We start from the raw sequence: 13228 nt of genomic DNA on the forward strand, positions 1-13228 counted from the left end.
ATGGAAAACTGAATATGGCGTTCTGAGTCTTCCCACCATGATCGGGGAAGACCCTTATTTATACAGTTATCGTGACGGGAATGCCATGTTCATCGTTTAAAAATGGAAGCGTGCTTCAGAAAAGCGAGACCAGCAGCGCAACGGGGAAGCTCATCGGCCAGGTCGACCCTACCAGAAACGCGCTGAGCAGGCGGATGCGTTTACGATCTTTAGACAGGAACCAGGTGATTAATGCGCAGATAGAAGCCATGATTGCGTAAAAAACCAACATCTTTTGATACAACGTCATTCTGTATTCCAGAGCCGAAAAAATAACCGCACGCAATATGCGTCATAAGTTGATACAGATCAAGTTTTTTCGTTACACAATAACCACTTAAATATTAAGGCTAATAACAAATGAGTATCTTACATAACAATCAATGAGGTCTGGCAATAACATTCATTAATAACATGCATTTAAAATGCACATTTTGATAAATTCCCTCTCACGATTAGGAGTCTAATAAAGACAGATATTCATGAGAGGCAATATGCTACGCATTCCACAGCGCTGTATTCATACCCGTTCCACCCCATTCTGGAATAAAGACACAGCCCCCGCCGGGATTTTTCAGCGTCATCTCGACACGGGTACCCGTCCGGGCATTTATCCTCGGCTGAGCGTGATGCAGGGTGCAGTGCGTTACTTAGGCTATGCCGATGCGTTGACTCCCGAGCCTGACAGCACATTAATTATCGAGGCCGGGCATTTCGGTGTTTTTCCGCCTGAGAAATGGCATCACATCGAGGTGATGACCAACGACACGCTGTTTAATATCGAGTTTTTCGTCGAGCCAGAGGTGCTGAAATCGCTTTAATCAACTGACACTTAAGAGGAAACCATTATGCTACGCATTCCTGAGAATTTTGTTCATACCCGCTCCACGCCATTCTGGAACAAAGACACCGCGCCAAAAGCCCTCTTCACCCACCATAATACGAAAGCCAGCGTATATGGCCGTTTGTCGGTGATGCAGGGGGCGGTGCGCTATTTTGGCTTCCCGGACGCAGACGCGACCGAACCGGATCTGGAGCTGGTGATTGAAGCCGGATCGTTTGGCATCTCACCGCCGGAAAAATGGCACCGTATTGAACTTTTGACTGACGATACGTATTTCAATATCGACTTTTTTGCCGACCCCAACGTCACGCTTCAGGGCGCAGGCATCGGTAAAGTGGTCAATACACATAAGGAGTAACGGCGTGGGCAAATCAACTTACACCGTGACCGTTACCAACAACAGTAACGGGGTCTCGGTGGATTATGAAACAGAAACCCCAATGGAGTTGCTCATTCCCGATGTCGCCGCAAACGTAGTGAAAGATCTGGTGAATACCGTTCGCGCATACGATACAGAAAATGAACATGACGTTTGTGGCTGGTAAAAAAACGCCCGGCAATAGAAGCTGCCGGGCATGACTTCCTAGTGTTTTATCATCACATGCCGGACAACGGTATAATCCTCAAGCCCATATACCGACATATCTTTCCCATAACCGGATAACTTCATGCCGCCGTGTGGCATTTCGCTTACCAGCATAAAATGGGTATTCACCCAGGTGCAGCCGTATTGCAGACGCGCACTCAGCCGGTGAGCGCGCCCCACATCCTGGGTCCAGACGGACGAGGCCAGGCCATATTGTGAATCGTTAGCCCAGGCCAGCACCTGGTCTTCGTCGTCAAATTCAGTGACGCTCACCACCGGGCCAAAGACTTCACGTTGCACAATGGCATCTTCCTGTTTTGCTCCGGCCAGCAGGGTTGGCTGGAAGTAATAACCCGCTCCCTCTTTTTTACTGCCGCCCGTCACCACGCGGATATGGCTGAGCGCTTTGGCCTCCTCCACAGCCTGGCAGACGCGCGACAGATGCGCTTGCGAGCTCAGCGGCCCCAGCTCGGTAGAGACCTCTTCCGGCGCCCCCATCTTCAGGCTGGACACCGCTGCGCCCAGTTTTTCCACCAGCGCAGCATAAATGCCCTTCTGGGCATAAATTCGGCAGGCCGCAGTGCAGTCCTGCCCGGCATTGTAGAAACCAAACGTCCGCACACCCTCGACGACCGCATCCAGATCGGCGTCATCAAAGACGATAACTGGTGCCTTGCCGCCCAGCTCCATGTGGGTACGTTTTATGGATGAGGCGGTATGGCCAATGATGTGCTCCCCGGTTGCAATTGAGCCGGTGAGTGACACCATGCGCACTTTCTCATGCCCGGTCAGCGGATCGCCTACCGTTTTTCCGCGCCCGAACAGCACGTTCAGCACGCCAGCCGGGAAAATATCCTTCGCCAGTTCGGCCAGTTTTAAGGCGGTCAGCGGCGTAATCTCAGAAGGCTTGATGACCACGCAGTTCCCGGCGGCCAGCGCCGGTGCCAGCTTCCACGCCGCCATCATCAGCGGGTAGTTCCAGGGGGCGATGGAGGCGACAACCCCAACCGGATCGCGGCGGATCATCGAGGTATGGCCGTCCAGATACTCACCCGCCGCCAGTCCGTTCAGGCAGCGGGCCGCGCCAGCAAAGAACCGAAACACATCGACCACCGCGGGGATCTCATCGCCCAGCGCGCAGTGCAGCGGCTTACCGCAGTTCAGGGATTCGAGTCTGGCAAACTCGTCGGCATGCGCTTCAATAACGTCAGCCAGTTTCAGCAGGCATTCGGCACGCGTTTTGGGCGTGGTTTGCCCCCACTGTGCGAACGCCCGATCGGCAGCCTGCACGGCCGCGTCGACCTGCGCGGCTGACGCTTCAGCAATCTCCAGCAGAACCTCTCCGGTGGCAGGGTTATAGACCGGCTGTTTTTCCCCCTCGCCACTCACCAGTTCACCATTAATCAGCAGTCGTTTTCGCATAGCATTGTCCCGTTGAAATCAATGTTATTTCCCGCTCCCGGCGCTGTTCTCGCCGTCGCGGGTTAGCCACCAGGCTCCCAGAATGGGGAAGGTTGTCACCAGCATCACCAGCAGTGCGACCACGTTGGTGACCGGCACGTCACGCGGACGTCCGAGCTGGTTAAGCAACCACAGCGGTAACGTGCGCTCGTGTCCCGCGGTAAAGGTTGTGACGATAATTTCGTCAAACGACAGTGCAAACGCCAGCATGCCCCCGGCCAGCAGCGCCGACCCAAGATTGGGCAGGACCACGTAACGGAAGGTTTGCCAGCCATCGGCCCCTAAATCCATCGATGCTTCAACCAGGCTCCAGGAGGTGCGTCGGAACCGGGCAATCACATTGTTAAACACCACCACCACGCAGAACGTGGCGTGCCCGACAACGATGGTAAAAAAACCAGGCTCCAGATTGATGGTTTTGAAAGCGGTCAGCAGCGCCAGACCGGTGATGATGCCCGGCAGCGCTATCGGTAACAGCAGCAACAGCGAAATGGCGTTTTTGCCAAAAAACGCGCTACGCCACAGCGCCGCTGCAGCAAGCGTGCCAAGTACCAGGGCAATAGCCGTCGCTAACGTCGCAATTTTAAGTGACAACGTCACGGAATCGATGATGTCGCCACGCCCCGCCGCCACGCTAAACCACTTCAACGTCAGCCCCTGCGGCGGGAAGCTGAAGGCCGCGTCCTCAGTATTAAAAGCGTAGATGGCAATAATCAGCAGGGGGAAATGGAGGAAGATCACCCCGCCCCAGGCGGCCACTTTCAGGAACAACGGTGCGCGTTCAGAGTGCATCGAATGCCCCCAGACGTTTCACGAACGCCAGATAAAGCGAGATAAGCACAATCGGCACCAGGGTGAAGGCGGCGGCCATGGGCATATTGCCGATGGCCCCCTGCTGGGCATAGACCATATTGCCAATGAAATAGCCCGGCGGCCCTACCAGCTGTGGCACGATAAAATCACCGAGCGTCAGAGAGAAGGTAAATATCGAGCCCGCCGCGATACCCGGGATCGCCAGCGGCAGAACAACATAACGAAAGGTCTGACGCGGACGCGCGCCGAGATCGGCAGAGGCCTGCAACAACGAGGCAGGCAGCCGTTCCAGCGCCGCCTGCACGGGCAGGATCATAAACGGCAGCCAGATGTAGACAAAGACCAGAAACCGCCCCAGCCCGGAGGTCGATAACGTGTTCCCGCCAATCGCCGGGAGCGTCAGAACAGAGACCAGGATCGGCTCCAGCCCCAGATGGCTGAGAAACCACTGCGCCACGCCATCTTTCGCCAGCAGTAGCGTCCACGCGTACGCTTTGACGATATAGCTCGCCCACATCGGCAGCATAACGGCAATATAGAAGAACGCTTTCCATTTGCCGCTGGTGTAACGCGCCATATACCAGGCCATCGGGAAGGCCAGAATGGCGCTGGCGAGGGTGACCGCAATCGCCATCACCAGCGTACGGATAATAATGTCGTAGTTTGCCGGGTTAAAAAGTGCCTGAATGTTCGCCAGCGTCAGGTCCGGCGTCACCGACATGGTGAAATCATCAAAGGTATAAAAGCCCTGCCACAGCAGCGCAAGGAGCGATCCCAGATAGACGATGCCAAACCACATCAGCGGTGCCAGCAGCAGCAGGAATATCCCGAGCGACGGTTTGCGCCAGAAGTGCGCGGTCATGCGGCTTAGGGTACCGCGCGGTGCGGGAGGATGTAAGACGCTCATCGCCATTTCACCCTTCCTCATGCAGGCGGATCATGGCGTCGCGCGACCATGACGCCAGCACCGCCTGCCCCGGCTCAACACCGATGTGCAGTGTGTTCGCGCTGAGATTGGCCTGGCTCACCAGCAGTTTTGCCCCCCCGGCAAGTTTCAGCTCCAGGCGCGTTGCCGCACCCTGATACTGGACAGCCTGAACCACGCCTTCAACCTGAACCTCACCGCTCTCATTGAGTCGGATATGTTCCGGTCGAAGCGAATAAGCGCCCTGCATGCCGCACACTTTCTGCGCCAGTGCCGCATCGAAAACGTTCGAGGTGCCGACAAAACTGGCCACGAACGGCGTACGCGGGCGCATGTATAGCTCACGCGGGGTATCCACCTGCTCAATGCGTCCGTTGTTGAAAACGGCGACCCGGTCGGACATTGACAGGGCTTCCCCCTGATCGTGGGTCACAAAAATAAAGGTGATCCCGAGTGCCTGTTGAAGTTTTTTCAGCTCGACCTGCATCTGTTCACGCAGTTTCAGATCGAGCGCGCCCAGCGGTTCATCCAGCAACAGCACGCGGGGTTCATTGACCAGCGCACGCGCAATGGCAACGCGCTGACGCTGGCCGCCAGAAAGCTGCGACGGCTTGCGCGCAATGGCAAAGCTCAGCCCGACCTTTTCCAGCGCCTCCTGCGCCAGTGCATGGCGTTTTTTCTTGTCGATGCCTTTGACCATCAGCCCGTAAGCGACGTTATCGAGAATCGACATATGCGGAAACAGCGCGTAGTCCTGAAACACCGTATTGACGTCCCGCTCCCACGGAGGAAGCTCACTCGCTTCTTTACCGAAGATTGTGATCGCCCCGCCGGAGAGTTGTTCAAAACCGGCGATCAGCCGCAGGCAGGTGGTTTTGCCGGAGCCCGACGGCCCCAGCATGGAGAAAAACTCCCCGTCACGAATGGCAATGCTCACCCCATCCACCGCCCGTACGTCGCCGTACAGACGGGAAACGTCATTAAACTCTACCGCGTACGTCATGTTCTGCTCCCGGATGATTAACGGCCACCCATGATGGCGATGTAATCCTGCGTCCAGCGGCTGTAAGGCACATATTTGCCGCCTTCGGCGATCGGGGTTTTCCAGAACTTGATTTTGTCAAAGGCGTCGTAACCGTTGGTTTCACAGCCTTTCTCACCCAGCAGCGTACTGGCCTTACACCCTTGCGCCACCACCGGCAGAGAGCCAAACCACGCCGCCAGATCGCCCTGCACTTTTGGCGTCAGCGACCAGTTCATCCATTTGTAAGCACACATCGGGTGTTTTGCCTGCGCGTGAAGCATAGTGGTGTCTGCCCAGCCCGTGACGCCCTCTTTCGGGAAGACGGTCGCGATCGGCTGGTTTTCGGCTTTCAGGGCATTCGCCTGGTATGGCCAGGCGCTGGACGCCACCACGCCTTCATTCTTAAAGTCACTCATCTGTACGGTGGTGTCATGCCAGTAGCGGTGGATCAGGGCGTGCTGATCGCGTAGCACTTTCAGAACCGCAGCGTACTGTTCTTCCGTCAGCTGGTAGGGGTCGTTAATACCCAACTGGGGTTGAGTGGCCTTCACAAACAGCGCCGCATCGGCAATGTAAATCGGCCCGTCATAGGCCTGCACGCGGCCCTGGTTGGTTTTACCGTCCGGTAAGTCCTGTTTTACAAACACCACGCTCCAGCTGTCCGGCGGTGTCGGGAAGGTTTTGGTGTTGTACATCAGCAGGTTTGGCCCCCACTGATACGGCGTGCCGTAGACGCTGCCGCCCACGTTAAACCATTCACCTTTAACGAGGCGCGGGTCGAGGGTTTTCCAGTTGGGGATGAGTTCCGGGTTAATCGGCTGAACGCGTTTGCCCATAATCAGACGGAGCGACGCATCTCCGGACGCGGTGACCAGGTCATACCCGCCTTTCGCCATCAGGCTCACCATCTCGTCCGACGTGGCGGCGGTTTTGACGTTTACCGCACAGCCGGTCTCTTTTTCAAACTGGGTTACCCAGTCATAATTTTTATCCGTTTGTCCCCGCTCGATGTAACCCGGCCAGGCAATAATATCCAGCCGACCCTCTCCGTCGCCAATCGCTTTCGGTGGCTCGGCGGCTTGCGCGGTCATTATGGCCATACCAAGCGCACACAGGCTGCTGCGGGCAAATTTTTTGCTCATAAACATTACTCCAGTCGCAATGAAAATTTAGCGGCAGCCGTGCCGTAAAAATATCTCCCTCATTAAACGTAGACCGCGCAAATGCCCCGCACCGTGCGGCTTAAGGAAATTTCATCAAGGTGTGACCGAGGGCGCATTCCCCGTTAACTGGATTATAGACAAGGGGTTAGGCGTGAGAGGTGGTATGCAGATTTCGTATGATGCGACGCGGCAAAATGGTCGCCGCGGCGGCAAAAAGATAAGCAATGATTATTTAGCGAGAGACCGGAATCGTTATTTCAACATGCTGCTGATTAATTTCCCTAACTGAATAACGGCCTGCTCTTCCCGCTCTCCCCATGCCCAGGAGGTATTAAAACGGAAAAAAGGTGTCCAGACATCTGAGGTGGAAAACATCTTGCCTGGGGCAATACTGATGTGATGGCGTAACGCCTGTTCGCTTAACAGTCCTGCATCCAGCTGTGCCGGAAGCTCCAGCCACAAAAAGTAGCCGCTATCGTTATGATGGATTTTGACGCCCGGCGGCATATGGCGCAAAAGTGACTGCCACGCCTGCTGTTTACGCTCGGCCAGCGTACGTCGCAGGCGGCGAAGATGGGCGTCGTAGCGTTTGGTCGCGAGGTAATCCACCAGCGCCAGCTGCATCGGGGAGCTGGTAGAGAGCGTGCTCATCAGCTGAAGCTGCTGAATGCGCCGCGCATGTTTACCCGCCGCTACCCAGCCGATGCGAAAACCGGCCACCAGACATTTCGAAAACGAGGAGCAGTGCAGCGTCATGTCCTGACGATCCCATGCTTTCGCCGGGAGCGGCTTTTCACGGCCAAAATAGAGCTCGCTGTAGACATCATCTTCAATCAGCGTGACGTTGTGCCTCGTCAGCAGCGCCACAAGCTGCGCTTTTTTCTCCGGGCTGAGCGTAAAGCCAAGCGGATTTTGACTGTTGGTCATTATCCAGCAGGCCCTGACCGGGTAGTCATTCAGCGCCTGTTCAAGAGCATTGAGATCGATCCCCTCGCGCACATCCGTCGCAATCGACAGGGCCTTCAACTTCAGGCGTTCCAGCGCCTGCAGCGCGCCGTAGAAACAGGGGTTTTCAACAATCACCCAGCCCCCCGGCTCGGTCACTGCCTGGAGACTCAAGTTCAGCGCTTCGAGCGCGCCTGCGGTGATCACGATCTCCTCCGGTGAGATATTCATCCCCTGCTGTGCATAGCGGCGGGCAATGGCGTGGCGCAAATCGACATTACCCGGCGGCAGGTTTTCAATCACGCTCATCGCCGTCGCGGTTTTGCTGACGTTCGCCAGCGAGCGGTTGAGTTGCTGAAGCGGGAAAAGACGCGGGTCGGGAAAGGCGGAAGCAAAAGGAACAACCGACGGGTCGCGGCTGGCCTGCAGAACGTCGAAGATATAAGTGTTGATGTCCACCGCTTCGTCGCGCATGACCTGTGCAGGTGGCGCTGGCTGTTGTGCGGTCGGGCGCGAGGCAACGTAATAGCCCGACTGCGGTCTGGCGACAATGCGCCCCTGACTTTCCAGCATCTGATACGCGTGGCCCACGGTCATAAAACTCATGCCGCTGCTCGCCAACTGCTCTCGCAGAGAAGGCAGCTTATCGCCCGGCAACCATACGCCAAGCTCAATCTGCGAGATAATTTGTTGCGCCAGACGCTGGTATTTTTTCATCAGATTCTCCTTAATGCCGACAGTGTATATCAGCAGGAGAAAAAGAGAAGATTTTGCTAACTGTTATGGTTTATGAAATGAATTACTTACGGTACTCGGTCACATGATTGTGTGCGAGACGCGCCGCGGCCAGATGATCGAGTGTAATCATTGGCGATTTGCAAAAGATGCATTTTGCGCCGAAGGGATTTTTCTCAGACACATCAAAGGCTGAAGTACGGTACTGCGAGCCATGACAGCATGGGCAGCGAAAATGGATATAAGAAGTCATAGGATTCTCCTGTAAACGTAAATTACTCATGAGCCGATCAGGCGATAATGGTTTGAAACAAAACTAATCGGAATGCAGATAAAGACCCAAGAGAGGCTGCGGAGAGGCACAACGTGATGAGAACTGCTTTATAAAACTACGTCAGATATTTATTTGGACTCAAAACCAGAAGACCATTAACGCACGGTGCCGACGACAAAGCAAGCGGTTTAATGCATAAAATTCATTAAAAAAATATTTTTATGCCCTATAAGGAAGTATATCAGATGGAAAAAGCGGGAACTTTTTGCCAACTGTTATGGTTAAATTTCGCGTTTCTGCGTCTGATAGTCTGATCTGCGCCTCTGTACCATAACAGCACACCGTTTGACATTGAGGCTGTGCATGTTTGGTTTAGATGCTTTTCACCTTGCACGGATACAGTTTGCCTTTACCGTATCCTTCCACATTATTTTCCCGGCAATCACTATCGGCCTGGCAAGCTATCTTGCTGTGCTTGAAGGGCTGTGGCTGAAAACAAAAAATCCGGTCTGGCGATCGCTGTACCATTTCTGGTCCAGGATTTTTGCCGTTAACTTTGGCATGGGCGTGGTCTCCGGGCTGGTGATGGCGTATCAGTTTGGCACTAACTGGAGTGGATTTTCGCAGTTTGCGGGCAGCATTACCGGCCCGCTTCTGACCTATGAAGTGCTGACCGCCTTTTTCCTTGAGGCCGGATTCCTCGGCGTGATGCTGTTCGGCTGGAATAAAGTCGGGCCTGGGCTGCACTTCTTCGCCACCTGTATGGTGGCGCTGGGGACAATTATCTCCACCTTCTGGATCCTCTCCTCCAACAGCTGGATGCAGACCCCACAGGGCTATGAGATCGTCAACGGGCAGGTCGTCCCGGTAGACTGGTTTGCCGTGGTCTTTAACCCCTCCTTCCCTTATCGTCTGCTGCATATGTCGATAGCCGCCTTCCTAAGTAGCGCCCTGTTTGTTGGCGCATCGGCGGCGTGGCATCTGTTGCGCGGAAACAATACGCCTGCCATCCGCGCTATGTTTTCTATGGCGCTGTGGATGACCCTGATTGTGGCCCCTATCCAGGCAATGGTCGGTGATATGCATGGGCTGAATACCTTAAAGCATCAGCCTGCCAAAATCGCCGCCATTGAGGGGCACTGGGAAAACCCACCGGGGGAACCTACCCCGCTACTGCTGTTTGGCTGGCCAGATATGGAACTGGAGCGCACCCGTTTTGGCCTTAAGATCCCCGCTCTTGGCAGCCTTATCCTGACGCACAGTCTGGATAAACAGGTTCCGGCGCTCAAGGAGTTCCCGAAGGAAGATCGTCCAAACTCCACCATTGTCTTCTGGTCTTTCCGCATTATGGCGGGCTTAGGCATGCTGATGCTGCTGCTCGGCGTGGTGGCGCTCTGGTTGCGTTATAAAAAGCGCGTTTACACCTCGCGCCCCTTCCTGTGGTTTGCTTTGCTGATGGGGCCTTCAGGGTTGATCGCCATACTGGCCGGATGGGTGACCACCGAAGTAGGACGCCAGCCGTGGGTCGTCTATGGGCTTCAACGTACCCGGGATGCGGTATCCGCTCATGGCGATCTGCATATGAGCGTCAGTTTGCTGGCTTTCTTCGTCGTTTACACCTCGGTCTTCGGCGTCGGTTACAGCTATATGGTGCGCCTGATTAAAAAAGGGCCTCAGCCTCACGAATCGTTCGCCACCGAGGCCGATGGACGTCCGGCACGCCCGCTTTCCGCAGTTACCACTGGCAATAAGGAGCAGCCATAATGGGTATCGATCTTTCCATTATCTGGTTTGTCATCATCGTCTTCGCGACGCTGATGTATATCGTGATGGACGGTTTTGATCTGGGGATCGGCATTCTGTTCCCGATGACGCAAAACCCGGACGATCGCGATGTGATGGTCAACAGCGTCGCCCCGGTCTGGGACGGGAATGAAACCTGGCTGGTGCTGGGTGGCGCTGCCCTCTTCGGTGCCTTTCCGCTGGCCTACGCGGTGATTATCGATGCCCTCACCATTCCGCTGACATTAATGCTGATCGGTCTTATTTTTCGTGGCGTGGCGTTTGAGTTTCGTTTTAAAGCAACGCCAGCGCACCGTCCGTTCTGGGATAAAGCCTTTATTGGCGGTTCACTTCTGGCGACGTTTACCCAGGGCGTGACGGTGGGTGCCGTCATAAACGGGTTTGCCGTCACCGGGCGTGCCTATACCGGCGGTCCCTTTGACTGGTTTACCGCGTTTAACCTGTTCTGTGGCGCGGGTCTGGTGGTGGCCTATGCGCTGCTGGGCGCCACCTGGCTGGTGATGAAAAGTGAAAATGCCCTGCAACAGCGGATGCGCGAAGTTTCTAAAACGCTCTTAATTGTGCTGCTGGCCGTTATCGCGGCGATCAGTCTCTGGACCCCGCTGGCGCACCCGGCCATCGCCGCGCGCTGGTTTACGCTGCCGAACCTGTTTTATCTGTTGCCGGTTCCGGCTCTGGTCGTCCTGCTGAGCCTGTATCAGTGGCGCTGCCTGAATAATCTGCAAAGCCATAATCGGCCGTTTATCCTGACGCTGGGGCTTATTTTTCTCGGCTTTAGCGGGCTTGGGATCAGCATCTGGCCGCATATTATTCCACCGTCGATCACCCTGTGGCAGGCGGCCGCGCCGACACAAAGTCAGGGCTTTATGCTGGTAGGTGCGTTGTTGATCATTCCCGTGATTCTGGTCTACACCTTCTGGAGTTACTACGTATTTCGCGGAAAAGTACAGCATGGGGAGGGTTATCACTGATGCAACAGCCTGTCTGGAAACGATTGCTGTGGCTGGCCATTATCTGGGGCGGCAGCGTACTGGCGCTGGCGGCTGTCAGTATGTTCTTCCGCATGCTGATGACGGCCGCCGGGTTTAAATCTCACTGATCTTGTCCCGGGCAACCGCTGCGTTGCCCGGTCTTCTTCCCGCACTTTCAGATAAACCCCATTAACGCACGCCAGCGTATCGTTACACTGGTAAATGATTCACAGTATTTATAGTTCGAGAAGAAAAATGAAAAAACTCATTGCGTTAAGTGTTATCAGTCTTGTCCTCTCCGGCTGCGTTAATCCGGGTAAAGCGTCTGTTCAGCCGGAGCAGCTTAAGAACCACCGCTTTGTGCTGGAAAATGTGGACGGGAAAGCCGTGAAGGCCACGACAACGCAACCTGAGATCAGTTTTAGCGCGTTGCCCGATATCAGCCTGGTTAATAACATCAGCATTTCCGGCGTGATGTGTAACCGCTTCAACGGACAGGGAAAATTGTCCGAAGGGGAACTTAAGGTTAAAGGGCTGGCCATGACGCGCAAACTCTGTACCGAACCACAATTAAACGAGCTGGATCAGGCCATCGGCGACATGCTGCGCAAAGGGGCGCAGGTCGACCTGACTGAAGACCAGTTAACGCTGGCGACAGCCGACAAAACGCTGATGTTTAAACGCGCTGAATAATCAGTAGCTACCGCAGGATCCAACGGCAAGCGACTGTTCACTGCAGCGTTTGCCGTTTGGCAAGGCGCACATCCCGATCGCAGAGCCATCGAGCTGGCGGGCAACCGACAGTGAGCCACCAATCATCGCGCAGTTAGCTTGTCCAGAACTGGACATCGCGGCTTTCATTCCCGGCGTTACGTGTGCCGCCGTGGCCTGCTGAACAGGTTCGTTACTACAGGCCGACAGCAATAACGCGGCACACCCTACCCAAAACGCTGAACGCATGCTCTCTCTCCCATGAATAATGCGAAACCTATGCATAATAGGCATCACATCCCGTGCCGTCGAGAGCGGAAGTGCGTATTTATGCGCTGCTGAAACAATTTCTCGCAATTTTTTTGGATATTGTTGAACCTGAAGCTGTTGGCAGTATATTACTGCCTTACTCTTTGGGATTGCGTTAACAGGCTGGTTCATAAGGATAATAATCAATGCCGATTTACAATAAGTCGTTTTGCGTAGCCGTGCTCGCGCTGTGTTCTTTTCATGCCCGGGCTGAGCAGTGCTCACCCGAAAGCGTAAACAAAAATAAAACCAATAATTTCATCCTACTGCAACAGCAAATTAATGGAGCAATACCTAAAACGATTGAGACCAGGATTGAGAGTTCGGACGGTTACATCCGTACAACAATAAATGCGAGTTACAACCGCTGTGGCGAACTTCTTGGCGGCAGTATGCTGGAGGTAAAAACAGCAACCTATCCTCAATCTGTTCTTGTGATTACCAGTGCGATAAAACTCAGTAAAGCGGATTACGGCTGGCGCATCCTTGTCGATGGCAAAGGCATCGGAACGGACAAGCGCAACCAAAAATCGACACTGTTATTCCGTCATAATGTTGAAGGTATGTATTTGCTAAGGAAGGTGCGAATAAGCAGGTCATTTCTTCCCAAGCTGACTCGCTGATT

Annotated in this window: 17 protein-coding genes; 8 read left to right on the top strand and 9 right to left on the bottom strand. The window is 54.6% G+C overall.

The genetic code is table 11. The features are described from left to right. Window positions 1-115: 115 nt before the first annotated feature. Window positions 116-289, bottom strand: a complete 174-nt coding sequence (locus HX884_RS22340; protein ID WP_013096478.1) for a GhoT/OrtT family toxin — start codon at window positions 287-289, stop codon at window positions 116-118. A 244-nt stretch (window positions 290-533) separates the two neighbouring features. Here HX884_RS22340 and HX884_RS22345 point away from each other — a divergent pair, with 244 nt between their 5' ends. From HX884_RS22345 to HX884_RS22355, 3 genes are read left to right on the top strand one after another with little or no spacing between them, the layout of a single operon-like run. Further along, a complete protein-coding gene (locus HX884_RS22345) occupies window positions 534-860 on the top strand; it encodes a DUF1971 domain-containing protein (protein ID WP_047023121.1) in 327 nt (108 codons plus the stop codon). Between the two features lie 27 nt (window positions 861-887). Then, on the top strand, window positions 888-1241 hold the full coding sequence (locus HX884_RS22350) for a DUF1971 domain-containing protein (RefSeq protein ID WP_058684640.1): 354 nt from the start codon (window positions 888-890) through the stop codon (window positions 1239-1241). Between the two features lie 4 nt (window positions 1242-1245). Continuing rightward, window positions 1246-1428, top strand: coding sequence for a DUF1869 domain-containing protein (locus HX884_RS22355; protein ID WP_023621263.1), 183 nt, complete (start codon window positions 1246-1248; stop codon window positions 1426-1428). Window positions 1429-1466: 38 nt separating this feature from the next. Here HX884_RS22355 and patD read toward each other — a convergent pair whose 3' ends face one another. The 7 genes from patD to HX884_RS22390 all read right to left on the bottom strand — a co-directional run bounded on the left by patD (window position 1467) and on the right by HX884_RS22390 (window position 8788). After that, window positions 1467-2891: an aminobutyraldehyde dehydrogenase gene (gene patD / locus HX884_RS22360; RefSeq protein WP_178328812.1), complete on the bottom strand. Its 1425-nt coding sequence runs from the start codon at window positions 2889-2891 to the stop codon at window positions 1467-1469. A gap of 24 nt (window positions 2892-2915) precedes the next feature. Next, window positions 2916-3722: an ABC transporter permease gene (locus tag HX884_RS22365; RefSeq protein WP_029882932.1), complete on the bottom strand. Its 807-nt coding sequence runs from the start codon at window positions 3720-3722 to the stop codon at window positions 2916-2918. Beyond that, the gene (locus HX884_RS22370; RefSeq protein WP_178328813.1) at window positions 3712-4656 is read right to left on the bottom strand and encodes an ABC transporter permease; all 945 of its coding nucleotides are present in this window, start codon (window positions 4654-4656) and stop codon (window positions 3712-3714) included. Before HX884_RS22370 ends, HX884_RS22365 begins: the two co-directional genes overlap by 11 nt. 1 nt (window position 4657) lies before the next feature. Next, window positions 4658-5671 carry an ABC transporter ATP-binding protein gene (locus tag HX884_RS22375; RefSeq protein WP_178328814.1) on the bottom strand — a complete coding sequence of 338 codons (1014 nt, stop codon included), beginning with the start codon at window positions 5669-5671 and terminating at the stop codon, window positions 4658-4660. 17 nt (window positions 5672-5688) lie between these two features. Further along, window positions 5689-6834: a putative ABC transporter substrate-binding protein YdcS gene (gene ydcS / locus HX884_RS22380; protein ID WP_094915349.1), complete on the bottom strand. Its 1146-nt coding sequence runs from the start codon at window positions 6832-6834 to the stop codon at window positions 5689-5691. Between the two features lie 273 nt (window positions 6835-7107). Next, complete coding sequence (locus HX884_RS22385) at window positions 7108-8517, bottom strand: PLP-dependent aminotransferase family protein (protein WP_178328815.1); 1410 nt, start codon at window positions 8515-8517, stop codon at window positions 7108-7110. Window positions 8518-8599: 82 nt separating this feature from the next. Then, a complete protein-coding gene (locus HX884_RS22390) occupies window positions 8600-8788 on the bottom strand; it encodes a hypothetical protein (protein WP_020689184.1) in 189 nt (62 codons plus the stop codon). A gap of 384 nt (window positions 8789-9172) precedes the next feature. On the opposite strand from HX884_RS22390, the gene HX884_RS22395 reads away from it, so the two are divergent. From HX884_RS22395 to hslJ, 4 genes are all read left to right on the top strand, one after another. Then, complete coding sequence (locus HX884_RS22395; RefSeq protein ID WP_178328816.1) at window positions 9173-10573, top strand: cytochrome ubiquinol oxidase subunit I; 1401 nt, start codon at window positions 9173-9175, stop codon at window positions 10571-10573. Then, entirely contained in the window at window positions 10573-11583 is a 1011-nt protein-coding gene (gene cydB / locus HX884_RS22400; protein WP_100168161.1) for a cytochrome d ubiquinol oxidase subunit II, read from the top strand. The genes HX884_RS22395 and cydB overlap by 1 nt, the downstream gene beginning before the upstream one ends. Beyond that, entirely contained in the window at window positions 11583-11711 is a 129-nt protein-coding gene (locus tag HX884_RS22405; protein WP_013096467.1) for a DUF2474 domain-containing protein, read from the top strand. Before cydB ends, HX884_RS22405 begins: the two co-directional genes overlap by 1 nt. A gap of 127 nt (window positions 11712-11838) precedes the next feature. Then, window positions 11839-12276 (top strand): heat shock protein HslJ, encoded by a 438-nt coding sequence (hslJ, locus tag HX884_RS22410; RefSeq protein ID WP_013096466.1) that lies wholly within the window; start codon window positions 11839-11841, stop codon window positions 12274-12276. Here the strand turns inward: hslJ and HX884_RS22415 are convergent, their stop codons facing one another. After that, the gene (locus HX884_RS22415; protein ID WP_013096465.1) at window positions 12277-12543 is read right to left on the bottom strand and encodes a DUF333 domain-containing protein; all 267 of its coding nucleotides are present in this window, start codon (window positions 12541-12543) and stop codon (window positions 12277-12279) included. 206 nt (window positions 12544-12749) lie between these two features. On the opposite strand from HX884_RS22415, the gene HX884_RS22420 reads away from it, so the two are divergent. Continuing rightward, window positions 12750-13226 carry a hypothetical protein gene (locus HX884_RS22420; protein ID WP_249166289.1) on the top strand — a complete coding sequence of 159 codons (477 nt, stop codon included), beginning with the start codon at window positions 12750-12752 and terminating at the stop codon, window positions 13224-13226. The last annotated feature ends 2 nt before the right edge of the window (window positions 13227-13228 follow it).

Source organism: Enterobacter sp. SECR19-1250, from assembly GCF_013391025.1.
Lineage (GTDB): Bacteria > Pseudomonadota > Gammaproteobacteria > Enterobacterales > Enterobacteriaceae > Enterobacter > Enterobacter cloacae.

Excerpts from the sequence above, each read along its gene's own strand:
- HX884_RS22340 (WP_013096478.1), bottom strand. The coding sequence starts at position 289 with ATGACGTTGTATCAAAAGATGTTGGTTTTTTACGCAATCATGGCTTCT.
- HX884_RS22345 (WP_047023121.1), top strand. The coding sequence starts at position 534 with ATGCTACGCATTCCACAGCGCTGTATTCATACCCGTTCCACCCCATTC.
- HX884_RS22350 (WP_058684640.1), top strand. The coding sequence starts at position 888 with ATGCTACGCATTCCTGAGAATTTTGTTCATACCCGCTCCACGCCATTC.
- patD (WP_178328812.1), bottom strand. The coding sequence starts at position 2,891 with ATGCGAAAACGACTGCTGATTAATGGTGAACTGGTGAGTGGCGAGGGG.
- HX884_RS22365 (WP_029882932.1), bottom strand. The coding sequence starts at position 3,722 with ATGCACTCTGAACGCGCACCGTTGTTCCTGAAAGTGGCCGCCTGGGGC.
- HX884_RS22370 (WP_178328813.1), bottom strand. The coding sequence starts at position 4,656 with ATGGCGATGAGCGTCTTACATCCTCCCGCACCGCGCGGTACCCTAAGC.
- HX884_RS22375 (WP_178328814.1), bottom strand. The coding sequence starts at position 5,671 with ATGACGTACGCGGTAGAGTTTAATGACGTTTCCCGTCTGTACGGCGAC.
- ydcS (WP_094915349.1), bottom strand. The coding sequence starts at position 6,834 with ATGAGCAAAAAATTTGCCCGCAGCAGCCTGTGTGCGCTTGGTATGGCC.
- HX884_RS22385 (WP_178328815.1), bottom strand. The coding sequence starts at position 8,517 with ATGAAAAAATACCAGCGTCTGGCGCAACAAATTATCTCGCAGATTGAG.
- HX884_RS22390 (WP_020689184.1), bottom strand. The coding sequence starts at position 8,788 with ATGACTTCTTATATCCATTTTCGCTGCCCATGCTGTCATGGCTCGCAG.
- HX884_RS22395 (WP_178328816.1), top strand. The coding sequence starts at position 9,173 with ATGTTTGGTTTAGATGCTTTTCACCTTGCACGGATACAGTTTGCCTTT.
- cydB (WP_100168161.1), top strand. The coding sequence starts at position 10,573 with ATGGGTATCGATCTTTCCATTATCTGGTTTGTCATCATCGTCTTCGCG.
- HX884_RS22405 (WP_013096467.1), top strand. The coding sequence starts at position 11,583 with ATGCAACAGCCTGTCTGGAAACGATTGCTGTGGCTGGCCATTATCTGG.
- hslJ (WP_013096466.1), top strand. The coding sequence starts at position 11,839 with ATGAAAAAACTCATTGCGTTAAGTGTTATCAGTCTTGTCCTCTCCGGC.
- HX884_RS22415 (WP_013096465.1), bottom strand. The coding sequence starts at position 12,543 with ATGCGTTCAGCGTTTTGGGTAGGGTGTGCCGCGTTATTGCTGTCGGCC.
- HX884_RS22420 (WP_249166289.1), top strand. The coding sequence starts at position 12,750 with ATGCCGATTTACAATAAGTCGTTTTGCGTAGCCGTGCTCGCGCTGTGT.